Annotated in this window: 19 protein-coding genes, 4 tRNA genes and 1 pseudogene; 7 read left to right on the plus strand and 17 right to left on the minus strand. The window is 62.2% G+C overall.

Annotated elements, in window-relative coordinates:
• Positions 1 to 15 precede the first annotated feature (15 nt).
• The 8 genes from clpX to ACZ889_RS22565 form a co-directional block, all read right to left on the minus strand.
• Positions 16 to 1299: an ATP-dependent Clp protease ATP-binding subunit ClpX gene (gene clpX, locus ACZ889_RS22530; RefSeq protein ID WP_003250242.1), complete on the minus strand. Its 1284-nt coding sequence runs from the start codon at positions 1297 to 1299 to the stop codon at positions 16 to 18.
• A 108-nt stretch (positions 1300 to 1407) separates the two neighbouring features.
• Entirely contained in the window at positions 1408 to 2049 is a 642-nt protein-coding gene (clpP, locus tag ACZ889_RS22535) for an ATP-dependent Clp endopeptidase proteolytic subunit ClpP (RefSeq protein ID WP_003250240.1), read from the minus strand.
• A 91-nt stretch (positions 2050 to 2140) separates the two neighbouring features.
• Positions 2141 to 3454, minus strand: a complete 1314-nt coding sequence (gene tig / locus ACZ889_RS22540) for a trigger factor (RefSeq protein WP_014753846.1) — start codon at positions 3452 to 3454, stop codon at positions 2141 to 2143.
• Between the two features lie 249 nt (positions 3455 to 3703).
• Positions 3704 to 4003, minus strand: coding sequence for a DUF6388 family protein (locus ACZ889_RS22545; protein WP_003250236.1), 300 nt, complete (start codon positions 4001 to 4003; stop codon positions 3704 to 3706).
• A 188-nt stretch (positions 4004 to 4191) separates the two neighbouring features.
• A tRNA-His gene (locus ACZ889_RS22550) sits at positions 4192 to 4267 on the minus strand.
• A 36-nt stretch (positions 4268 to 4303) separates the two neighbouring features.
• Positions 4304 to 4388: transfer RNA gene (locus ACZ889_RS22555), tRNA-Leu, on the minus strand.
• Positions 4389 to 4440: 52 nt separating this feature from the next.
• Positions 4441 to 4516: transfer RNA gene (locus ACZ889_RS22560), tRNA-His, on the minus strand.
• A 41-nt stretch (positions 4517 to 4557) separates the two neighbouring features.
• A tRNA-Arg gene (locus tag ACZ889_RS22565) sits at positions 4558 to 4634 on the minus strand.
• A gap of 269 nt (positions 4635 to 4903) precedes the next feature.
• Here ACZ889_RS22565 and folD point away from each other — a divergent pair.
• A complete protein-coding gene (gene folD / locus ACZ889_RS22570) occupies positions 4904 to 5758 on the plus strand; it encodes a bifunctional methylenetetrahydrofolate dehydrogenase/methenyltetrahydrofolate cyclohydrolase FolD (RefSeq protein ID WP_003250234.1) in 855 nt (284 codons plus the stop codon).
• Positions 5759 to 5900: 142 nt separating this feature from the next.
• Here folD and ACZ889_RS22575 read toward each other — a convergent pair whose 3' ends face one another.
• From ACZ889_RS22575 to ACZ889_RS22600, 6 genes are read right to left on the minus strand one after another with little or no spacing between them, the layout of a single operon-like run.
• Positions 5901 to 7640: an ABC transporter substrate-binding protein gene (locus ACZ889_RS22575; protein ID WP_003250232.1), complete on the minus strand. Its 1740-nt coding sequence runs from the start codon at positions 7638 to 7640 to the stop codon at positions 5901 to 5903.
• Between the two features lie 39 nt (positions 7641 to 7679).
• A complete protein-coding gene (locus ACZ889_RS22580; RefSeq protein WP_003250230.1) occupies positions 7680 to 7952 on the minus strand; it encodes a DUF2160 domain-containing protein in 273 nt (90 codons plus the stop codon).
• Positions 7953 to 7964: 12 nt separating this feature from the next.
• On the minus strand, positions 7965 to 8765 hold the full coding sequence (locus ACZ889_RS22585) for a carbohydrate ABC transporter permease (RefSeq protein WP_003250228.1): 801 nt from the start codon (positions 8763 to 8765) through the stop codon (positions 7965 to 7967).
• 3 nt (positions 8766 to 8768) lie between these two features.
• Entirely contained in the window at positions 8769 to 9635 is an 867-nt protein-coding gene (locus tag ACZ889_RS22590) for a carbohydrate ABC transporter permease (RefSeq protein ID WP_003250226.1), read from the minus strand.
• Positions 9632 to 10729 (minus strand): ABC transporter ATP-binding protein, encoded by a 1098-nt coding sequence (locus tag ACZ889_RS22595; protein ID WP_265978290.1) that lies wholly within the window; start codon positions 10727 to 10729, stop codon positions 9632 to 9634. The genes ACZ889_RS22590 and ACZ889_RS22595 overlap by 4 nt, the downstream gene beginning before the upstream one ends.
• Entirely contained in the window at positions 10729 to 11823 is a 1095-nt protein-coding gene (locus ACZ889_RS22600) for an ABC transporter ATP-binding protein (RefSeq protein ID WP_129933830.1), read from the minus strand. Before ACZ889_RS22600 ends, ACZ889_RS22595 begins: the two co-directional genes overlap by 1 nt.
• A gap of 223 nt (positions 11824 to 12046) precedes the next feature.
• Between ACZ889_RS22600 and ACZ889_RS22605 the strand changes: the two genes are divergently transcribed.
• Positions 12047 to 13795, plus strand: a complete 1749-nt coding sequence (locus ACZ889_RS22605; protein WP_265978284.1) for a sigma-54-dependent Fis family transcriptional regulator — start codon at positions 12047 to 12049, stop codon at positions 13793 to 13795.
• 106 nt (positions 13796 to 13901) lie between these two features.
• Here ACZ889_RS22605 and ACZ889_RS22610 read toward each other — a convergent pair whose 3' ends face one another.
• The 3 genes and pseudogenes from ACZ889_RS22610 to ACZ889_RS22620 all read right to left on the minus strand — a co-directional run.
• Positions 13902 to 15590: a putative bifunctional diguanylate cyclase/phosphodiesterase gene (locus ACZ889_RS22610; RefSeq protein WP_003250219.1), complete on the minus strand. Its 1689-nt coding sequence runs from the start codon at positions 15588 to 15590 to the stop codon at positions 13902 to 13904.
• A 13-nt stretch (positions 15591 to 15603) separates the two neighbouring features.
• Positions 15604 to 16479 carry a methyl-accepting chemotaxis protein gene (locus tag ACZ889_RS22615; RefSeq protein WP_370588368.1) on the minus strand — a complete coding sequence of 292 codons (876 nt, stop codon included), beginning with the start codon at positions 16477 to 16479 and terminating at the stop codon, positions 15604 to 15606.
• A gap of 360 nt (positions 16480 to 16839) precedes the next feature.
• A pseudogene (locus ACZ889_RS22620) lies at positions 16840 to 17169 on the minus strand (PAS domain-containing protein); the annotation flags it as partial.
• Positions 17170 to 17435: 266 nt separating this feature from the next.
• Between ACZ889_RS22620 and ACZ889_RS22625 the strand changes: the two are divergent.
• From ACZ889_RS22625 to ACZ889_RS22645, 5 genes are all read left to right on the plus strand, one after another.
• Positions 17436 to 17750 carry a helix-turn-helix domain-containing protein gene (locus ACZ889_RS22625; RefSeq protein WP_003250216.1) on the plus strand — a complete coding sequence of 105 codons (315 nt, stop codon included), beginning with the start codon at positions 17436 to 17438 and terminating at the stop codon, positions 17748 to 17750.
• A gap of 227 nt (positions 17751 to 17977) precedes the next feature.
• A complete protein-coding gene (locus ACZ889_RS22630; RefSeq protein WP_012053078.1) occupies positions 17978 to 19288 on the plus strand; it encodes a C4-dicarboxylate transporter DctA in 1311 nt (436 codons plus the stop codon).
• Positions 19289 to 19331: 43 nt separating this feature from the next.
• Positions 19332 to 20030 (plus strand): FadR/GntR family transcriptional regulator, encoded by a 699-nt coding sequence (locus ACZ889_RS22635; protein ID WP_010953230.1) that lies wholly within the window; start codon positions 19332 to 19334, stop codon positions 20028 to 20030.
• Positions 20031 to 20046: 16 nt separating this feature from the next.
• Positions 20047 to 20715, plus strand: a complete 669-nt coding sequence (locus ACZ889_RS22640) for a GntR family transcriptional regulator (protein ID WP_003250210.1) — start codon at positions 20047 to 20049, stop codon at positions 20713 to 20715.
• A 152-nt stretch (positions 20716 to 20867) separates the two neighbouring features.
• Positions 20868 to 21923, plus strand: coding sequence for a hypothetical protein (locus tag ACZ889_RS22645; RefSeq protein ID WP_476257826.1), 1056 nt, complete (start codon positions 20868 to 20870; stop codon positions 21921 to 21923).
• Positions 21924 to 21943: the final 20 nt, after the last annotated feature.

The following is a 21943-nucleotide window of genomic DNA, read 5'->3' on the forward strand; positions in this document are numbered from 1 at the left end:
CGGCCATTGCCTGAATCAGGCGTCTGGAGCGGCTTTGGCTTGCGGTTCGCTGTTTTCGTAAATCATCAGCGGCTGCGAGGTACCCTCAATGACGCTCTCGTCGATAACCACCTTGCTGACATCCTTTTTCGAAGGAATCTCATACATGGTATCGAGCAGCACGCCTTCGAGGATCGAACGCAGGCCACGAGCGCCAGTCTTGCGCTCCAGGGCCTTGCGTGCAACGGCCTTGAGCGCATCGCTGCGGAACTCGAGGTCGACGCTTTCCATCTCGAACAGCTTGGCATACTGCTTGGTCAGGGCATTCTTCGGCTCGGTGAGGATCTGCATCAACGCAGCCTCATCCAGCTCGTCAAGGGTAGCCAATACCGGCAGACGGCCGACGAACTCCGGAATCAGGCCAAACTTGACCAGATCGTCCGGCTCGACCTCACGCAGGGACTCACCAACCTTCTTGCCCTCTTCCTTGCTGCGCACTTCGGCACCAAAACCGATGCCACCTTTGGTGGAGCGGTTCTGGATGACCTTTTCCAGGCCCGAGAACGCACCACCACAGATGAACAGGATGTTGCGGGTATCAACCTGCAGGAATTCCTGTTGCGGGTGCTTGCGGCCGCCCTGCGGCGGAACCGAGGCCACGGTGCCCTCGATCAGTTTCAGCAGTGCCTGCTGCACGCCCTCGCCCGAGACATCACGGGTAATGGACGGGTTGTCCGACTTGCGCGAAATCTTGTCGATTTCGTCGATGTAGACAATGCCCATCTGGGCCTTTTCCACGTCGTAGTCGCACTTCTGCAACAGCTTCTGGATGATGTTCTCGACGTCCTCACCCACATAACCGGCCTCGGTCAGGGTGGTGGCGTCAGCAATGGTAAACGGTACGTTCAACAGGCGTGCCAGGGTTTCGGCGAGCAGGGTCTTGCCCGAGCCAGTTGGCCCGATGAGCAGGATGTTGCTCTTGCCCAGTTCGACTTCGTCACCCTTCTTGTCACGCTGGTTCAGGCGCTTGTAGTGGTTGTACACCGCTACGGCCAGCACCTTCTTCGCGCGCTCCTGACCAATCACGTACTGGTCCAGGATGCCGCTGATTTCTTTCGGCGAAGGCAATTTGTGCGCGCTGCTCTCGGCCTGGGCTTCCTGCACCTCCTCACGGATGATGTCGTTGCACAGGTCGACGCACTCGTCGCAGATAAATACCGAGGGCCCGGCAATCAGTTTGCGCACTTCGTGCTGGCTTTTGCCGCAGAAGGAGCAATAAAGCAATTTGCCGCTGTCCTCGCCGTTACGGGTGTCAGTCATTCGATCGATCCAATCCGGTAGGCTTGCAACACAAGATGAAGGCAATTGCGGGCTTTTTCAAGTCCGCAGGTAGGCGCTTTCGACGCCCACCTGCTCTGACCCCCCGGTTCAGGAGGCCAGTTGCCGCTTGTCGTAGACCGAGTCGATCAGGCCGTACTCGGCTGCGCGCGAGGCGCTCATGAAGTTGTCACGCTCGGTGTCACGCTTGATGGTCTCGAGTTCCTGGCCGGTGTGATAGGCCAGCAGCTCGTTCAGACGGGCCTTGATATTGAGGATTTCCTGGGCGTGGATCTCGATATCGGTGGCCTGACCCTGGAAGCCGCCCAGCGGCTGGTGGATCATCACGCGCGAGTTAGGCAGGCAATGACGCTTGCCCTTGGCACCTGCCGCCAGCAGGAAGGCGCCCATGCTGCAGGCCTGGCCGATGCAGATGGTCGAAACGTCCGGCTTGATGAACTGCATGGTGTCGTAGATCGACATGCCGGCGGTGACGGAACCGCCCGGCGAGTTGATGTACAGATGGATATCCTTGTCCGGGTTTTCCGCCTCAAGGAACAGCAGTTGCGCAACGACGAGGTTGGCCATGTAGTCCTCTACCGGGCCAACCAGGAAGATCACTCGCTCCTTCAACAGGCGCGAGTAGATGTCGTAAGCGCGTTCGCCACGGGCGGACTGCTCGATAACCATCGGGACCAGGCCGCCTGCGGCCTGGATGTCAGAGCTCTGCTGAATATAAGAATTGCGGGACATGTCCTGCGCTCACTCCCAAATAGTCATGGCTTGAATACGCACAAGCCAGCTCGAAGGCTGGCTTGTGGAGGTTTCCTACGAGAGAAGACCGTTACTCAGCAGCGGCAGGCGCCTCGGCTGGTTTAACGGCTTCTTCGTACGAGACCGACTTGTCGGTCACAGTCGCTTTCTGCAGAACAGTATCTACAACTTGTTCTTCCAGCACAACCGAACGCACTTCGTTCAGTTGCTGGTCGTTCTTGTAGTACCAGGCGATGACCTGCTCAGGCTCTTGGTAAGCCGAAGCCATTTCTTCGATCATCTCGCGAACCTTGGCGTCGTCCGGCTTCAGCTCGAACTGCTTGACCACTTCGGCCACGATCAGGCCCAGCACGACGCGGCGCTTGGCTTGCTCTTCGAACAGTTCGACTGGCAGCTGCTCAGGCTTGATGTTGCCACCAAACTGCTGAACAGCCTGCACGCGCAGACGGTTGACTTCGTTTTCCAGCAGGGCCTTTGGCACTTCGATCGGGTTGGCGGCCAGCAGACCGTCCATGACCTGGTTCTTGACCTTGGTCTTGATCGCCTGACGCAGCTCACGCTCCATGTTCTTGCGAACTTCGGCGCGGAAGCCTTCCAGCGTCGATTCCTTGATGCCGAACTGGGCGAAGAACTCTTCGTTCAGTTCTGGCAGTACAGGTGCCGAAACGCTGTTGACGGTGATGGTGAACTCGGCGGCTTTGCCAGCCAGGTCCAGGTTCTGGTAGTCCTCTGGGAAGGTCACGTTGACAACGCGCTCTTCGCCAGCCTTGGCGCCTACCAGACCTTCTTCGAAGCCTGGGATCATGCGGCCGGAGCCCAGCACCAGCAGGGTGCCCTTGGCCGAACCACCGGCAAACGCTTCACCGTCGACCTTGCCGACGAAGTCGATGTTGACCTGGTCGTCGTTCTGCGCAGCGCGCTCGACGGCCTCGAAGCGGGTGTTCTGCTTGCGCAGCACTTCCAGCATGTTGTCCAGGTCACTGTCAGCCACTTCGGCGCTCAGGCGCTCGACCTTGATCGACTCGAGGCCCGCAACAGTGAACTCAGGGAATACTTCGAAGATGGCGACGAATTCCAGATCCTTGCCCTTTTCGAAGGACTTGGGCTCTACAGCCGGGGCGCCAGCCGGGTTCAGCTTCTGCTCGACGATGGCTTCGTAGAAGGAAGCCTGGACCAGGTCACCGAAAGCCTCTTGACGGGCGTCCGCCTCGAAACGCTGACGGATCACGGTCATCGGTACTTTACCAGGACGGAAGCCCGCAATCTTGGCGCGCTTGGCAGTCTGCTGCAGACGCTTGTTGACTTCGTTCTCGACGCGCTCGGCCGGAACGGCGATGGTCATGCGGCGCTCGAGAGCGGAAGTGTTTTCAACAGAAACTTGCATGGATATTCCTCGTTGCACAGACGTTAGCCGGCGTTAGCCCGACTCCAGAATCAAGGGCAAACATTCTAGTGAGTCACGCAGCAGAAGTCACCCCACACGGGACGACTGAAAACAACGCCGGTCGATTAACTTTCAAGGCCCGCACGGCACAGCGCCAGGCCTGCTTCCAACAGGGGCTGCACGGCGCCGGAGGGCGGCCTGCAGCCGAAATACTTTGTCAAACAACTACCCGCAACGCATTCGCCTCCTTTATTGAGGATCAATGTCGTTGAACTGGCAGTATTCCTCCCATTCCAGCCCCAGCGCCTCGGCCACTTCACGGTGCGTTTCCAGGCGCATGGCCTGCAACTGCTCCGGGGACTCAGCAATCAATTGCAGCGCCAGCTCCCAGGGCTCAATGCCCTGCTCCTCGGCGGCATCCTCGAACGCCCACTCGATCTGCTGGGCCTGTTCGCGCGCATCCAGCTCGCGGATCTCCTCGAGCAACTGCGGATTGGCTTCGGCAAAGCGCTGCAGCGCCAGGGCCTGACGGGCTTCTTTTGCAATCATCGTGATGTCCTTTGCCGGCCGAACAGGCCGGTGTTTCAACCGGCTGAAATCTAACAGCTTTTATTGGGGTGCCACCAGAGGATTACAAGGGGCAGGAGGTGTTTTGGCTGAGGCGCGGCTCATCACCGCTACGCAGACCCAAAACAAAAAGGCGCCCGATCTCACGATCAAGGCGCCTTTCAGGAATATGGGGTGGACGATGGGAATCGAACCCACGACAACTGGAATCACAATCCAGCGCTCTACCAACTGAGCTACGCCCACCATATTGCGGTCTTGCGGTACAACCTTACAGAAGCATGGTGCGGACGAAGAGACTCGAACTCTTACAGCTTGCGCCGCTGGAACCTAAATCCAGTGTGTCTACCAATTTCACCACGTCCGCGTAACGCTTAAAACAAAGGCGCCAGATGCTATCGAGGCGCCCTTGAAAAATATGGGGTGGACGATGGGAATCGAACCCACGACAACTGGAATCACAATCCAGCGCTCTACCAACTGAGCTACGCCCACCATATTGCATTACAACCTACTTGCTTGCCAAAGCTGCCTAATGGCGCACCCGGCAGGACTCGAACCTGCGACCATCCGCTTAGAAGGCGGATGCTCTATCCAGCTGAGCTACGGGCGCTTAAGCTTGAAGCCTAACCGAACGAGACGCTAACAAGGAACTGTTAAACCACTCATTCTGCCCGACTTAGCCAACCAGTGCTAGGCTGTGCCCGACAAGTGCGGCGAATCTTATAGTCGACCCCGAAAGTCGTCAACACCTTTTTCGAAAAAATTTAAATTATTTAAGGGGTTAGGGGATTTGCCCGACCACCCGCCTTTGCCCTTGGCCCATGTCGTGCGAGAATGCACGTTCTTTATTGTTCCTTCTCGATGGTTAATCACGCGTCTATGACTGCACACCTAATCGATGGCAAGGCTATCGCCGCCAGCCTGCGCCAGCAGATCGCTCAACGTGTCGTGGAGCGTCGCCAGCAAGGCCTGCGTACGCCGGGCCTGGCAGTGATCCTGGTCGGCACCGACCCCGCCTCCCAAGTCTATGTCTCGCACAAGCGCAAGGACTGCGAAGAGGTCGGCTTCATTTCGCAGGCTTTCGACCTGCCCAGCGAGACCACGCAACAAGCCCTGACCGAGCTGATCGACCGTCTCAATGACGACCCGGCCGTCGACGGCATCCTGTTGCAACTGCCGCTGCCGGCACACCTGGACGCCTCGTTGCTGCTCGAGCGCATTCGCCCGGACAAGGATGTGGACGGCTTCCATCCGTACAACATCGGCCGCCTGGCCCAGCGTATTCCACTGCTGCGCCCGTGCACACCGAAAGGCATCATGACCCTGCTGGAAAGCACCGGCCAGGACCTGTACGGCATGAACGCGGTGATCGTCGGCGCGTCCAACATCGTTGGCCGCCCGATGGCCATGGAACTGCTGCTGGCCGGCTGCACCGTGACCGTCTGCCACCGCTTCACCAAGGACCTGGCCGGCCATGTCGGGCGTGCCGACCTGGTGGTCGTGGCTGCCGGCAAGCCGGGCCTGGTCAAAGGTGAGTGGGTCAAGGAAGGCGCCATCGTCATCGACGTGGGCATCAACCGCCAGGAAGACGGCAAGCTGGTCGGCGACGTGGTCTACGAGACTGCCCTGCCCCGCGCCGGCTGGATCACACCAGTGCCGGGCGGCGTCGGGCCGATGACCCGGGCGTGCCTGCTGGAGAACACGCTGTATGCGGCAGAAGAGCTGCACAAGTAATACTGCGTGATGCGAAAACGGCACCTTTGCAGGTGCCGTTTTTTTTGCCCGTGACGAACGACCTCTTTGCGAACGAGCCTGCTCTTGCAAGCGGTTGTCCGGCCCCAGGGTGTGGAGGGAGACCACCACGGTGTTCAGCCGATCACTTCCTGGCCGCCTCCCAGGACTTCAGCAGTTCGTTATAGCTGACTGTCTCGCCCATGGGCTTTTCGTTGGCCAGCTTGGCTTTCGGCGCACCCGGCTGGTCGAACCAGTACTGGGCGTCCTTCTCCGGATTCAACTTGGGTGCACACGTCGCCTGGGCATTGGAGCGTTGCAGGCGCTCCATCATGCGGTCCTGGTCGCGGGCCAGCCCATCCAGGGCTTCCTGCGGGGTCTTTTCGCCACTGGCGACTTCGGCGATATGGCTCCACCACAGCTGCGCCAGCCGCGGGTAGTCCGGCACGTTGGTGCCGGTCGGCGTCCACTGCACCCGCGCAGGGCTGCGATAGAACTCCACCAGCCCACCGAGCTTGGGCGCCAACTCGGTCATGGCCTGGGAGTTGATGTCCGACTCACGAATCGGCGTCAGGCCGACGATGGTCTTTTTCAGCGATACGGTCTTTGAGGTGACGAACTGGGCGTACAGCCACGCCGCCAAGCGTTGCTTCTCGGGGGTGGACTTGAAGAAGGTCCACGAGCCAGTGTCCTGGTAGCCGAGTTTCATACCCTCTTCCCAGTATGGCCCCTTCGGTGAAGGCGCCATGCGCCACTTCGGCGTGCCGTCGGCATTCACAACCGGCAAGCCGGGCTTCGTCATGTCGGCGGTGAACGCGGTGTACCAGAATATCTGCTGGGCAATGTTGCCTTGCGCCGGCACAGGGCCGGCTTCGGAGAAGGTCATGCCCTGCGCTTCCTTGGGCGCGTAGGCACGCATCCAGTCCACGTACTTCTGCGTGGCATAGACGGCGGCCGGCCCATTGGTATCGCCGCCGCGGGTCACGCTGGAACCCACCGGATGGCAGTCCTCCACGCGAATGCCCCATTCATCGACCGGCAAACCATTGGGCAGGCCCTTGTCGCCGCCGCCGGCCATCGAGAACCAGGCATCGGTGAAGCGCCAGCCCAGTGACGGGTCTTTCTTTCCGTAGTCCATGTGCCCGTAGACACGCTTGCCGTCGATCTCCTTGACGTCTTCGGTGAAGAACTTGGCAATGTCCTCGTACGCCGACCAGTTCACTGGCACCCCCAGTTCATAGCCGTACTTCTCTTTGAACCTGGCCTTCAACTCAGGCCGTTCGAACCAGTCGGCGCGGAACCAGTACAGGTTGGCGAACTGCTGGTCGGGCAGTTGGTAGACCTTGCCATCGGGCGCGGTGGTGAAGGAAATACCGATGAAGTCCTTCAGGTCGAGGGTCGGCGAGGTGTAGGCTTTGCCCTCGTTGGCCATCAGGTCGGTGATCGATTCCACTTTGCCGTAGCGAAAGTGCGTACCGATCAGGTCGGAGTCGTTGACCCAGCCGTCATAAATGTTCTTGTCCGACTGCATCTGCGTCTGCAGTTTTTCCACCACATCGCCTTCCTGCAGCAGGTCGTGGGTCAACTGGATGCCGGTGATCTCACTGAAAGCCTTGGCCAGCACCTTGGATTCGTATTCATGGGTGGTGATGGTTTCCGACACAACGTTGATCTTCATCCCGCGAAACGGCTCGGCTGCCTTGATGAACCACTGCAATTCGGCCAACTGCTGTTCGGGGGTAAGGGTCGAAGGCTTGAACTCGCTGCCGATCCATTTCTTTGCCGCCTCTTCGTACTGGTCGGCCCAGGCTGTGCCTTGCACGCTGGCCAGTACCAGCAACGCGGCCAGGGTCAAATGTCGCCTGTTGTGTTTGTTGTCGAACATTGTGATCTCCCGTTTCAGTTATCCCACAGGGCCGCTCGCTCAGCCCCAGCGCAACACCACCGCCAGCCACGCCAGCGACAGCAGCGAGGCCACCCACAATGGCCAGTCGCTGACACCGACCACCAGCAGGTGCAGGTAGGCGCTGGCCAGCAGGCCGATGAACAAACGGTCACCACGGCTGGTGACCAGCGGCAAAAAGCCCCGTCGCTCTACGCAGGGGCGACGCAGTTCAAGCAATGTCATGCCCAGCAGCAACAGGCCCACAGCGGCGAAGAACAGCGCTGTCGGCAGGGTCCAGGCCATCCACTCCATGCGTTGCCCTCCTCACACCCGGCCCAGGGCGAAGCCCTTGGCCACATGATTGCGCACGAACCAGATCACCAGCATGCCCGGCAAGATGGTCAGCACCCCCGCCGCCGCCAGCACACCCCAGTCGATGCCCGATGCCGACACCGTGCGGGTCATCACCGCGGCAATCGGCTTGGCATTCACCGAGGTCAGGGTGCGCGCCAGCAGCAGTTCGACCCAGGAGAACATGAAACAGAAAAACGCCGTGACGCCGATGCCGGAGCCAATCAGCGGTATGAAGATCTTCACGAAGAAGCGTGGAAAACTGTAGCCGTCGATGTAGGCGGTTTCGTCGATTTCCCTTGGCACGCCCGACATGAAACCCTCCAGGATCCACACCGCCAGCGGTACGTTGAACAGGCAATGGGCCAGCGCCACGGCAATGTGGGTATCGAACAGCCCGATCGACGAGTACAACTGGAAGAACGGCAGCAGGAACACCGCCGGTGGCGCCATGCGGTTGGTCAGCAGCCAGAAGAACAGGTGGCGGTCGCCGAGAAAGCGGTAGCGCGAGAACGCATAGGCCGCGGGCAACGCCACGAGCAGTGAAATCAGCGTGTTCAGGCACACGTAGTACAGCGAGTTGATGTAGCCGCTGTACCAGCTGGCGTCGGTGAAGATCACTCGGTAGTTGTCGAGCGTGAACGCCTGCGGCCACAGGGTCAGGCCGCCAAGGATCTCGGCGTTGCTCTTGAACGACATGTTCAGCAACCAGTAGATCGGCACCAGCAGGAAGAAGAAGTACAGCAGCAGGGCCATTGATTTGCGTGTGCTCATGGCCTAGTCCTTGTCGGCATGGGTCATGGCTGTGTAGAACAGCCACGACACCAGCAGGATGATCAGGAAGTACACCAGTGAAAACGCTGCCGCCGGCCCCAGGTCGAACTGCCCTACGGCCATACGCGTGAGGGTCTGGCTGAGGAACGTGGTCGCGTTGCCTGGCCCGCCGCCGGTCAGCACGAACGGCTCGGTGTAGATCATGAAACTGTCCATGAAGCGCAGCATCAACGCGATCACCAGCACGTTCTTGAGCTTGGGCAGCTGGATATGGCGAAACACCGCCCAGCCCGAGGCCCGATCGATGCGCGCGGCCTGGTAGTACACGTCGGGGATCGCACGCAGCCCCGAATAGCACAGCAAAGCCACCAACGAAGTCCAGTGCCACACATCCATCACCAGCACGGTGAGCCAGGCATCGAACGGGTCACCGGCGTAGTTGTAGCTGACCCCGAGCTTGGCCAGGGAAGCGCCGAGCAGGCCAATGTCGGCACGGCCGAAAATCTGCCAGATAGTGCCGACCACGTTCCACGGGATCAGCAACGGGATAGCCATGACGATCAGGCACACCGAGGCCATACGGCCTTTGGTTGGCATGGCCAGGGCGATGCCTATACCCAACGGAATTTCGATCAGCAGTACACAGGCCGAGTAAATGAACTGGCGCAGCAATGCATCGTGCAGCGCCGGGTCGCGCAGTACCTGGCGGTACCAGTCGGCACCGACGAAGTAGCGGCTGGACTGGTCGAAGATGTCTTGCACCGAGTAGTTGACCACCGTCATCATCGGCACCACCGCGCTGAACGCGACCAGCAGGAACACCGGCAGCACCAGCCACCAGGCCTTGTTGTTCGGCACCTTGTTGTTCATGGCCCGGTCTCCAGCAGCACATCGTCGACATACAGCATCAACCACTGCGCCGGCAGGCTGACCCAGGCCTGGTCCACAGGCAACGGGCGGTCCTCGCCCAGCCTCGCCTTGAGCGCGACACCGCCCAGTTCGAGGGTGACGATGCGATAGGTACCCAGGTCTTCGACGTCCAGCACCCGTGCCGGGTAGGCACCCTCGAACGGGCTGTCCCACAGCTGCACGAACTCCGGGCGAATGCCCAGCTGCAGCCGCCCGCCCGCCAATGCAGCCAGGCGCTCGCACAAGCCATCGGGCAGTACCAACTGGACATCGCCGAACACCACCGCGCCCGCCTCGGCACGCACGTCGATCAAGTTCATGCCCGGGCTACCGATGAAATAACCAACGAACGTATGCCGCGGTCGCTCGAACAGCTCGCGCGGCGTGCCGAACTGGACGATGCGTCCGCCGTGCATCACCGCGATCTTGTCGGCGAAGGTGGAGGCCTCCAACTGGTCGTGGGTGACGTAGATCATGGTGATATTGAACTGCTCATGAATCTGCTTCAGCTTGCGCCGCAGCTTCCACTTCAGATGCGGGTCGATCACCGTCAGCGGCTCGTCGAACAGGATCGCCGACACGTCATCGCGCACCAGGCCACGCCCCATGGAGACTTTCTGCTTTTCATCGGCGGTGAGGTTGCGTGCTTTCTTGCGCAACACGGCAGTCAGCTCGAGCACTTCGGCAATTTCTTCCACCCGGGCACGCACCCGGGCTTCATCGAGCCCCTGGTTGCGCAAGGGGAAGGCCAAGTTGTCGAACACCGTCATGGTGTCGTACACCACCGGGAACTGAAACACCTGGGCGATATTGCGCGCCTGCGGGGACAGCTGGTTGACCGGCTTGCCGTCGAACAGCACCTCGCCATGAGACGGCGTCAGCAGCCCGGAAATGATATTGAGCAAGGTCGACTTGCCGCAGCCCGACGGCCCGAGCAACGCATAGGCACCGCCCTGCTCCCACACATGTTCGAGTGCGTGCAGGGCATAGTCTGCCTCGCTGGCGGGCTGGCGGCTGTAACTATGCGCCAGCTGGCGCAGGCGGATTTCGGCCATCACCCTCTCCTCGTCTGGCGCAGCCCCGGGGCCTGCACCAACACCCCGGCGCTGTCGAAAACGAACAGCTTGTGCGTGGGGATGAACACGCGTATCGGCGTGTCCACCTGGTATTCGTGCACCCCGGGAAGGTGCAGCACCATGCGCCAGTATTCGTTGCGCACATGCAGAAATGTTTCTGACCCACTGATCTCGGCCAACTCCACCAGCACCGCCAGCTCCAGGTCATCGTCATGGGCCGGCACCAGCGCGATATGGCTGGGGCGCACGCCGAAGCGGTAGTCACCTTCGGCCAGCGGCTCCAGGTCGGCATTGCGGGCAAAGTGCACGGTCTGGGCCAGGCTCACCTCGTTACCCGTGATACGGCCAGACACCAGGTTGATCGGCGGCTCGGAAAACAGCTCGGCAGCCAGCACGCTGCTGGGGCGCTGATAGACCTCGGCGGTGGGCCCGCTCTGCACGATACGGCCTTCGTGCACAAGGGTGGTGGTGCCGCCCAGTGCCAGCGCCTCGTTGGGCTCGGTGGTGGCGTACACAGCAATGCAATGACGCGCCGCGAACAGCTCGCGCAGCTCCTGACGCAGGCCTTCGCGTAACTTGTAGTCGAGGTTGACCAATGGCTCGTCGAAGAGGATCAACGAGGCATCCTTGACCAGTGCCCTGGCCATCGCCGTGCGTTGCTGCTGACCACCGGAGAGCTCCAGTGGCAGGCGTTGCAGGTAGGTTTCGATGCGCAGCATCTCGGCAGTTTCCTGCACCCGCCGTCGGATCTGGTCCTCGGCCATGCGCGCCTGGCGCAGCGGCGAGGCGATGTTTTCGTACACGCTCAAGGTCGGGTAATTGATGAATTGCTGATACACCATCGACACATTGCGCTGACGCACCGGCACACCGGTGACGTCCTGGCCATCCATCAGCACCCGCCCCCGGTCAGGACGGTCCAGCCCGGCCATCAGGCGCATCAGGCTGGTCTTGCCGGCCAGGGTGCGACCCAGCAGCACATTGAACGAGCCGGGCTCGAAACGCAGTGACGCATCGACGATCCACGGCTGGTTGTCGACGCTACGGCTGACCTGCTCCAGCACCAGGGACATGGCGTGGCCTTTTTTTGATTGTTGTCTGCCGGGTACAGCCAGTTCCGTGCCAGTCCTTGCCCGATGCTCTGGTTCGGGGCCTGGGTGGCAGCGCTGGCAAATCGCGGGTTCGCAAGTGAACACAATCACTGCACAACTGGACACTGGCCAGTTTGACAATGAACAGCCGTGAACAACACTGAACGGCGGTCGACCCATGACAACAATCACACAGGACAGGCCCGTGGCCGCATCCACTTCGACCCACACCCAACTGATCCAGGCTTCCTGGGACCGCTGCCGCGCCCACGGCCTGCAGCCGCAGCATGCGCCAGACTTTGACTGCCTGTCCCGCGCCGAGCTCAGCGCCCTGCTGGAGCGGCGCCAAAACCTGCTGCGCCTGACCCGCGAGGAAGTGCTACCGCACTATGCGCACCTCTTGGGTAACGCCAGCTACCTGGTGATGCTGGCCGATGCCAGTGGCTGCCTGCTCGACAGCTGGGGCTCGCGTCGTTTCATCGAACCGCGCCAGCACCATGGTTTCAGCGCCGGCGCCCATTGGCACGAGCGTGGCGTCGGCACCAATGCCCTGGGCACCACACTGATTTGCGCCGAAGCGGTTCACGTCGGCCAGGACGAACACTTCCTGCGCCAGAACCGCTACATGTCCAGCGCCGCCGCCCCCCTGTTCGACGCCGCACGGCAGCTGGTCGGAGTGCTCGACGTAGCCAGCGACGGCTACCTGCCGGCCAGCCAGACGCTTGGGCTGGTGCGCATGATGGGCCAGAGCCTGGAAAACCGCCTGATCCTCGCCGAACATGCTGACCAGCATGCACAACTGATCTTCAACAGCGCCTCCGACAACCTCGACAGCCCTTGGGCCGGCCTGCTGGTGTTCGATGAGCGCGGACAGGTGTTGGCTGCCAATCACCGGGCCGATAGCCTGCTCGGCGTAAACCCGCTGCAGCAAAACATCGAGCAACTGTTCCAGTTACCCCTGCAACAGCTGCTCAGCCATCCCCGACAACAGCCCTTCGCTCTGCAGGCCACCGGGCGCAACCGCTTTCACTGCCAGTGGCACCCCCCACGCGAAACCATTCGACGCCCCGAAGCCGGCAACGCCGAGCCGCGCCTGGAAAAAGCCTTGAAACAAGCCGGCCTGCTATTGGAGAAGGACATCCCGGTGTTGGTGGAGGGCGAAACAGGCGTAGGCAAAGAAGTGTTCGTCGACACCCTGCACCGGGCCAGCAGCCGCGCCAGGCAGCCGCTGGTCGCCGTAAACTGTGCGGCGATCCCGGCCGAACTGGTGGAGTCGGAACTGTTCGGCTATGACAAAGGCGCGTTCACCGGCGCCCACCACAAGGGCAACCCAGGGCTGATCCGCAAGGCCGACCACGGCATCCTGTTTCTGGATGAGATTGGCGACATGCCACTGCCCACCCAGGCCCGCCTGCTGCGCGTACTGCAGTCGCGCAGCATCCAGCCGCTGGGCAGTGGCGAACCGGTGCCGGTGGATATCCGCGTGGTGTCGGCGAGCAATCGCAACCTGGCCGAAGAAGTGCGCGCCGGGCGCTTTCGCCAGGACCTGTACTACCGCATCGCCGGCCTGACACTGGTGCTGCCTCCCCTGCGCGAACGCGCTGACCGGCGCCAGCTGATTGAGCAGGTGCATGCCCGCTACCGCGAGCCCGGGCAACCTGCGCGGCTGCCCCCGGCCATAATCGACCTGTTCGATCAACACCCCTGGCCGGGCAACCTGCGCGAACTGGTGAGTGTGCTACAGGTCGCGTTGGCCCTGGCGGCCAACGGGCCGGTCGGCGTCGAGCACCTTCCAGCGGGTTTTCTGGCCGAGTCGAAAACACCGGTGCCGATAGCGACTGAAGAGACGGACCTGCAGAGCCTGGTCGAGCAAGCCAATGGCAACCTGTCGGCGGTGGCCCGCCAACTGGGTATCAGCCGCACCACACTGTACAAGCGGTTGCGTGAGCGATGAATCGATTGACCCTGAAGCGCGCCGCACAGCAGGTTTTCGAAGCCACCCCTGATCGACAGCAGGTGGCGCCCCCGTGCAGGTCAAGACCACGGCCCGCTGATGAGCTTCAAGGGTCACGCCACTGCACTGGCTGCCGGTAGGCCTGTGCCCAGGCTTGCACGTCACTGGCGGGCATCGGCCGGGCGATGCAGTAACCCTGCGCCAGCTCGCAGCCCAGGCCCATCAGTACCCGACCGTGCTCGACACTCTCCAGCCCCTCGGCAATCACCTCGCGGCCAAACGCCCGCGCCAGGCCGATCACCGCCTCCGTCAGCGCCAGGTCGTCCTGGTCATGAAGGATGTCACGCACGAACGACTGGTCGATCTTGATCGTCTGGGTCGGCAAGCGTTTCAGGTAACTCAAGGACGAATAACCGGTGCCGAAATCGTCCAGCGAGAAACGCACACCCAGCGCACGGCAGGCATCCAGGCAGCGGCTGACATGCTGCAGGTTGTCGATGGCCACCGACTCGACGATTTCCAGGTCCAGCAGTGCCGGGTCCACCGCCGGGTACGCTGCCAGCAGCTGCTGCAGGCGCTCGGCAAAGTCATTGCGCTGCAAATGCCGCGCGGCGATATTCACGCTCAGCGACCAGGGCTGCCCTTGGCGCTGCCAGGCCTGCAACTGGCTCAACGCCTGCCCGATCACCCACTCGCCGATTTCGACGATCAGGTCGGTCTGCTCTACCCATGGCAGGAAATCGCCAGGCGGCACCACACCACGGCCTGGCCGCTGCCAGCGCAATAAGCCCTCGAAGCCCAGTACCTTGCCACTGCGCAGGTTGACCTTGGGCTGGTAGTAAAGACACAGCTCACCGTTGCGCAGCGCCCGGCGCACGCGCGCCACGGTCTGGTGGGTGGCCTTGAGCTCCTGTTCCTGCGACACGTCGAACAGATGGTAACGGTTGCGCCCGCGCTGCTTGGCCACATACATGGCCTGGTCGGCGTGGCGCACCAGGGTGTCGGCATCTTCGTCATCCTGCGGGTACAGGGTCACGCCGATACTGGCGCTGAGCGACAGTGTATGCTCACGCACCACACAGGGCGCCGCCAAGGCACGCAACACCCGCTGCAGGGCTGCATGCAGCTGGTGCTCATCATCGACATCGCGCAGGATCAGCACGAATTCGTCGCCCGACAGCCGCGCCACGGCATCCCCACCACGCAGGATACTCTTCAGGCGCTGCGCCACTTCCACCAGCAGCAGGTCACCCACGGCATGCCCGTAGCCGTCGTTGACCGCCTTGAAACCATCCAGGTCGAGCATGCACACCGCCAGCGAGATGCCTTCGCGGCGCGAGTAGGCCAGAGCCTGGTTCAGCAGGTCGGACAGGTAGGCGCGGTTGGGCAGGCCGGTGAGCACATCGTGACCCACCCGCCACTGCAAGGTATGCAGCAGCTGGCGCTTCTCCGTGACGTCAAAGCGGATCGACACATACTTGCGCACCTGGCCTGTCAGCGGATCGACCAGTGGCACCATGGTGCTGTCGACCCAGTACAACGAACCGTCCTTGGACCGGTTGCAGATTTCGCCCTTCCACACCCGCCCGGCGACCAAAGCCCGCCACATGCCGACAAAGAACGTCGGTTCATGCAGCCCGGAATTGAGGATGCGGTGGTTGGCCCCCAACAGTTCTTCACGGCTGTAGCCCGAGATGCTGCAGAACTGCTGATTGACGTAGGTGATGTTCCCACGCAGGTCGGTTTCCGAAAAGATTGCGGCCGCGTCCACGGCCGCGCGATAGTTATCATCCATAAAGCATCCTGCCTTAGCGGTTGAAGCGCTCCACCAGGGCGCGCAATCCGGCGCACACGTGTTCCAGTTCGGTACCGCGCGAGGCGGCGGCGTTGGCGCTGTGGGCGCTGTGCTGGGCAATACCGGCTACGCCGTTGATCTGCCGCGAAACATCTTCTGCCACCGCCGACTGCTGCTGCGAGGCGGTGGCCATCTGCTGGCTCATGTCGCTGATGCGCTGTACCGCGTCACGAATGCCATGCAGCGCCTGTCGGGCTTCCTGCACCTGGGCAACGCCTTGCTCGGCACCGTCGATGCCTCGGCTGGCGATCGCCACGGCTTCCTCGGCGCCACTGCGCAGGGCATCGATGATGGCCTGGATGTGCAGGGTGGACTGGCGGGTCTTGTCGGCCAATGCCCGGACCTCGTCGGCGACCACGGCAAAGCCCCGGCCCTGCTCGCCCGCACGGGCAGCCTCGATGGCGGCGTTGAGGGCCAGCAGGTTGGTTTGCTCGGCAATGCCGCGGATCATCCCGGCGGCCTCGGCGATGGCGCCGGTCTGACCCGCCAGGTGGCTGACCGCCTGGTTGATCTGCGTCACAGTGCTGGCCAGGTTACGAATGGCCGTGCCGCTGGCATCGGCCACCTGGCTACCTTGCTCGGCCAGCAGGTGCGCCGTGTGTGCCTCAGCGGCGGTCAACTGCACGTGGTTGGCGACTTCGCCAATGGAGGCGGCCATCTGGTTCATTGCAGTGGCGCTCAGGTCGGTTTCGGCACGCTGCTCCAGCAATGCCGCCTCGGTGCTGCGCGACAACTGCCCGGCATCGCGAGCGGCCACGGCCATTTGCCCGGCCAGGTCGCTTAGCCGCGTCAATGCGGTTTTCAGGCGTGCCTCTTCGCTGATCAGCATCAGTTGCAACTGCCCGGCAGCACCCGACAGGTCGCTGTAGGTCAAGGCTGCAATCGGGTCGGCGAAGGCACCTTCGGCACCCTGCACAATCTGCTGTAGCTGCCGCCCGAGGGCATTGCGCGCCCACAGGCCGCAGGCCACGAACAGCCCCAGGGTCAGCCCCTGCCCCACCAGGCCAGGCCACAACTGATTGGCACCCACCGCCAGCAGCCCACCGGCCAGTGGCAAGGCCAAGGCCTGCGCCAGCAAGCTCAGACGGCGCGGCGCCGACAATGCCGCCTGGCCGTTGCGCAGCCGCGCATACAGGGCTTCGGCACGGGCTACTTGCTCGCGCGTAGGGCATACGCGCACAGACTCGTAACCCACGACCCGCCCACCTTCGAGGATGGGCGTGACGTAGGCATTGACCCAGTAGTAGTCGCCGTTACGGCAGCGGTTCTTGACGATACCCATCCAGCTCTTGCCGGCTTTCAGGTAGCGCCACATCAACTCGTACACCGCCGGCGGCATGTCCGGGTGGCGCACCAGGTTGTGCGGGCTGCCAATCAGTTCGGCCTCGCTGTAGCCACTGATGGCGGCAAACTCAGGGTTGCAGTAGGTGATCAGGCTGGCGGTATCGGTAGCAGAAATCAGCCGCTGATCGGGGGGAAAACGTTGCTCGACCGGGGTTACCGGCAAGTTGAGGCGCACGATGAGACTCCATTCGATGACAAGCCGGTACCCAGTTCATCGACGGCCATCGGAACCGATTCATGAGGATCCGTTCCAATGGGCAAAAGCGCTTCCTGCCGTTACGGCACGAGGCCGAACGGTACAAGGAAGGTGACGATGACTGACCGGTCAAGCCATGAATTCTACGAAATTCATCACATAAATAAAACAAAGGTGATCGATCATGGCGTTGCGCCACATTGATAGATATCGTTAAGTTCTTGATTCTAAATGGGAATTAAGCGATGACGAGATCAGCTTTGGGTATCGCCCTGCGCCGCTACCGCAAGCTGGCGGGCCTGACCCAGGCACAACTGGCTGAACGAACCGGCTTCGACCCCAAGACCATCAGCCGTTTCGAAACCAGCACCTACACCCCCAGCATCGATGCAATCATGGCGTTTGCCCAGGTGCTGGGCGTCAAGCCCAAGGACTTCTTCGCTGAACCGGACGACGAAGAGGAGCAGCGCGCCTACCTGTTCGGTGTCATCCACAACGCCCCACCCAAAGATCTTGGCAAGCTGATTGCAGCAGTGGACCAGGCACTGGCCAAGCCCTGAGCTATTTCAAGCGCCCCCTTTCACGGCACGCACCGAACTAGAGCATGGCAGGCTGGATTGCCCCACAACTGGTCAGACCGGTAAGGCCAAAAAACCTTGCAATCAGGTATTTTTCGCGCTTTTATGGCCTCGCGCTGAACAAACCGGTAAGACCACAATAATTAAGTCCTGCGCTCTTTCGCCCCGTGCGGCTACCGAAGCAAGGACACCGATCAGAGACTCCTCCCATGCTCAAATGGTGCTCGCGTTCGATTTTCCTGCAAGTCGTACTCGGCCTTGCCCTCGGCATCGCCTGCGGTCTGAGCTTCCCCGACCTCTCCCTGCAACTCAAACCCCTCGGCGACGGCTTCATCAAGCTGATCAAGATGCTCATCGGCCTGATCGTGTTCTGCGTGGTGGTCAGCGGCATTTCGGGGGCGGGTGACCTGAAAAAGGTCGGGCGCATCGGCCTGAAGTCGGTGATTTACTTCGAAGTGCTGACGACCCTGGCGCTGGTAATCGGCCTGGTGTTCGCCTTCACCAGTGGCATTGGCAGCGGTGCCAATATTCACCTGGATCAACTGTCCGCCGCCGATGCCAACGGCTTGGCCGAGCGCGGCCAGCACATCCATGGCGCCACGGCGTTCTTCATGGACCTGATCCCCACCTCGGTGATCGGTGCCTTCGCCGACAACAACATTCTTCAGGTGCTGCTGTTCTCGGTGCTGTTCGGCAGTGCGCTGAACCTGGTAGGTGACTCGGCCGCCGGCATTTCGCGACTGATCAACGAACTGAGCCATGTGATCTTCCGCATCATGGGCATGATCGTGCGCCTGGCGCCGATCGGCGTGTTCGGTGCCATCGCCTTCACCACCAGCAAGTACGGCCTGGCGTCGCTGCAGCACCTGGGCGGGCTGGTGGCGCTGTTCTACCTGACCTGTGCCGGCTTCGTGCTGATCGTGCTGGGCACCGTCATGCGCCTGTCGGGCCTGAAACTGCTGCCGTTGATCAAGTACCTGCGTGAAGAGCTGACCATCGTCCTGGGCACCGCCTCTTCCGACGCCGTGCTGCCACAGATCATGCGCAAGCTTGAGCACCTGGGCATCGGCAGTTCCACGGTCGGCCTGGTGATCCCTACCGGCTACTCGTTCAACCTCGATGGTTTTTCCATCTACCTCACCCTGGCGATCGTGTTCATCGCCAACGCCACCGGCACGCCACTGGAAATGACCGACCTGCTGACCATCCTGCTGGTGTCGTTGGTGACTTCCAAGGGGGCTCACGGCATCCCAGGCTCGGCACTGGTGATTCTTGCCGCCACCCTGACTGCGGTACCGGCGATCCCTGTGGTAGGCCTGGTACTGGTGCTGGCGGTGGACTGGTTCATGGGTATCGGCCGGGCGTTGACCAACCTGATCGGCAACTGCGTGGCCACCGTGGCCATTGCCCGTTGGGAGAAGGACATTGACCTGGAGCGTGCGCAGAACGTGCTCGACGGTAAGCCTGGCTTTGCCCCCACGCCACGCAAGCAACCCAACGCCCATCAACAGGAATTCTGAGCGAACGTGGCCGGCATGACGCCGGCCCTTCCAGGAGCGAACCGTGATCAGCTCATCAACCGTCGTCAACTCAGTGGTGGAAAAACTCCGCCAGGCCCTGGCCCGCGGCCAATGGCGCACCGGCGACATGCTGCCAGGCCAGCGCGAACTGGCCGAACAACTGGGCATCAGCCGCCCCAGCCTGCGCGAAGCGGTAACCGTGCTGGAAACACTGGGCCTGGTGCGCTCGTTACCCGGCAAGGGCGTGTTGGTGCTGGATGCCGATGCCCAGCCGTCGGGCGTGGAAACCAGCGCTGCGGCCAGCCTGGCCGACGTGCTGGAACTGCGCTACACACTCGAACCGTTCATCGTCGGCCTGGTGGCGCAGTCGGCCAACAGCCAGGACATCGGCCAGTTGCGCCTGACCCTGATGGACATGCGCGAAGCGCTGGAGGCCGATGACAGCGAGGCCGGGGTCAAAGCCTACATTGCCTTCCATGAGGCGCTGTTCGCCCTGACCACCAACCCGATTTTCCAGAGTGTGGTGCAGCAGACCGGCAATGCCCTGAAGCAAAGCGCCGACATGCTGCGCAACTCGCCAGAGCACCTGGCCGCGCGGCTGAAGGAAAACGAAGCGGTGGTGCGCGCCATTCGCGAACGCAGCAGCGCCCAGGCCAGTGCCCAGATGCGTCAGCACATCGTGGCCGAAGGGCTGCGCATGGGCATCGCGCTGAATATCCCGGACGAACATCCACATCCATGACCTCAGGAGAGTGCCCATGAACGCCGCCCCCCACTTGCCTGCCCTGCTCGCGGCCGGCGAAACCCGCCTGTCGGCCGAGCAGATTTATCCGCGGCTGTTCGACGCCATTCTCGAACAGCGCCTGCCGCCGGGCAGTCTGTTGCCCGAACAGGCGCTGGGCCATGCCTTTGGTGTCAGCCGCACGGTGATCCGCCGCGTGCTGGGGCGCCTGTCCGACCAGCAGGTAGTGGTACAGCGCCCCAGCCACACCGCACATCTGGCTGCACCCGACCCAGACCAGGCACGTCAGGTGCTCAGTGCCCGTCGCCTGGCGGAAACCACGCTGATCACCCTGGCCGCGCAACGCGCCCGGCCGGCGCAGGTACGCCAGCTACGGCAACTGGTGGAGCGCGAGCGCCAGCACCATGAGCGTGGCGAACGCTGCGCAGCGATCCGCCTGGGCGGCGAGTTCCACCTGAAACTGGCGCAGGTGGCGGCCAATGCACCACTGGCGCGATTTCTCAATGGGCTGGTGCCGATGACCTCGCTGATCATCGCTCGCTACGAAACGCCGTGCTGCGATCACTGCGCGTGGGAAGAGCATGCGGCAATCATCGATGCCGTGGAGCAAGGTGATGCCGAAGCGGCGCTGGGGTTGATGCACAGGCACCTTGACCGTCTGGAAGAAAAGCTCGACCTGGAATAACCCGACCAAACGGACGCGATCGCTCCCACGCAGGCCGCGCTCACGCAACCATCTGCATCAGAGCGGATGCGGGCGATGGGCTGCACAGCAGCCCCAATAACCCCACCCTATACTTCGAGAACCCCCCCAGCCTCTACCAGGGAGGCGGTCGCGTGAGTTCTCGAGTCCTCCTGTTGCTCTGCCTTCTGCTGGCCCTCGGCGGTTGTACCAGCAAGCGCCCCCCTGCCCCGCCGCCGCCCACAATACTCACCCCCGCGGCCTGGCAACGCATCGACCAGGAACTGATCGATGCCTCGGTCGGTGCCGCCGGCTCGGCCAACGACTATGCCCGGCGCTCCATGCGGGTGTGGAAGGAGCAGGTGCAGCAACGCACCGAAAGCGACTTCATCCCCTGGTTCACGGGTTACTGGACCCAGCAGTGGCTGACCCTCAAGGTGGCCTGGTACAAGCTCGACAGTGGCGAGGGGCGGGAACCGGCAGAAAAACGCCTGGCCCTGTACCTGCAGGAGCAGTATCACGCGCGGGTGATCGAGCCGGTAGCCGAGCAGATCAACCCCGAGGGCATCCGCGACCGCGCCTGCGAACTGTACCTGCAACTGCTCGGCCAGCAACTGCCGGCCATCATCAGCCGTTACAACGCGCCGCCCGAGCAGTTCAGCCAGCGTCTCAACCGTATCCCCGCCATCGCCCTGGGGCCACCGGATGCGCGCAATGCCAGCCTGTATCAGCTGCTGCGGGCCAAGTCACTGGACCAGCAACCGGCCTGGCAAGCCATGCGCCAGCACTTGCATCAGCAGGCCAGCAAAGGCCCTGGCAGGACCGATGTCGGGCTCAACTCGGTGGCCACCCAGGCCAGCGAAAAGCTTGGCGCCACCCTGGCCCCGCGCGGTATCGCCAGTGCCGTGGCATCGGCAGTGGGCAAGGTGGCAGGGGCGATGATTTCGATTGCTGCAGCCGGTTACGGGATGATGACCCATGACCGTGATCACCCGCAGATGGTCGAACAGCTGCGGGTGATCCTGAACGTGGCGTTGAACCAGGAATGGCAGGAGTTGATGGAGAACCGCCAGAGCGGGGCCATGGCGGGGGTCTATTACCTGTCGGGGCAGGTTGAGGACAGCTTGCTGGCCAGTGCGCCGCGGCCGGTGGAGCAGCAGGTCGAGCAGCAGCAGCAGCAGGCGCCTTTGATCATTCGCCTGCCACCTTAGTGGCGGCCTGTGCCGGCGTT

Source organism: Pseudomonas sp. TE3895 (genome assembly GCF_056278855.1).

Excerpts from the sequence above, each read along its gene's own strand:
- folD (WP_003250234.1), top strand. The coding sequence starts at position 4,904 with ATGACTGCACACCTAATCGATGGCAAGGCTATCGCCGCCAGCCTGCGC.
- tig (WP_014753846.1), bottom strand. The coding sequence starts at position 3,454 with ATGCAAGTTTCTGTTGAAAACACTTCCGCTCTCGAGCGCCGCATGACC.
- ACZ889_RS22625 (WP_003250216.1), top strand. The coding sequence starts at position 17,436 with ATGACGAGATCAGCTTTGGGTATCGCCCTGCGCCGCTACCGCAAGCTG.
- ACZ889_RS22615 (WP_370588368.1), bottom strand. The coding sequence starts at position 16,479 with ATGCTGATCAGCGAAGAGGCACGCCTGAAAACCGCATTGACGCGGCTA.
- ACZ889_RS22580 (WP_003250230.1), bottom strand. The coding sequence starts at position 7,952 with ATGGAGTGGATGGCCTGGACCCTGCCGACAGCGCTGTTCTTCGCCGCT.
- clpP (WP_003250240.1), bottom strand. The coding sequence starts at position 2,049 with ATGTCCCGCAATTCTTATATTCAGCAGAGCTCTGACATCCAGGCCGCA.
- clpX (WP_003250242.1), bottom strand. The coding sequence starts at position 1,299 with ATGACTGACACCCGTAACGGCGAGGACAGCGGCAAATTGCTTTATTGC.
- ACZ889_RS22640 (WP_003250210.1), top strand. The coding sequence starts at position 20,047 with ATGAACGCCGCCCCCCACTTGCCTGCCCTGCTCGCGGCCGGCGAAACC.
- ACZ889_RS22575 (WP_003250232.1), bottom strand. The coding sequence starts at position 7,640 with ATGTTCGACAACAAACACAACAGGCGACATTTGACCCTGGCCGCGTTG.
- ACZ889_RS22595 (WP_265978290.1), bottom strand. The coding sequence starts at position 10,729 with ATGGCCGAAATCCGCCTGCGCCAGCTGGCGCATAGTTACAGCCGCCAG.
- ACZ889_RS22630 (WP_012053078.1), top strand. The coding sequence starts at position 17,978 with ATGCTCAAATGGTGCTCGCGTTCGATTTTCCTGCAAGTCGTACTCGGC.
- ACZ889_RS22545 (WP_003250236.1), bottom strand. The coding sequence starts at position 4,003 with ATGATTGCAAAAGAAGCCCGTCAGGCCCTGGCGCTGCAGCGCTTTGCC.
- ACZ889_RS22590 (WP_003250226.1), bottom strand. The coding sequence starts at position 9,635 with ATGAACAACAAGGTGCCGAACAACAAGGCCTGGTGGCTGGTGCTGCCG.
- ACZ889_RS22610 (WP_003250219.1), bottom strand. The coding sequence starts at position 15,590 with ATGGATGATAACTATCGCGCGGCCGTGGACGCGGCCGCAATCTTTTCG.
- ACZ889_RS22585 (WP_003250228.1), bottom strand. The coding sequence starts at position 8,765 with ATGAGCACACGCAAATCAATGGCCCTGCTGCTGTACTTCTTCTTCCTG.
- ACZ889_RS22600 (WP_129933830.1), bottom strand. The coding sequence starts at position 11,823 with ATGTCCCTGGTGCTGGAGCAGGTCAGCCGTAGCGTCGACAACCAGCCG.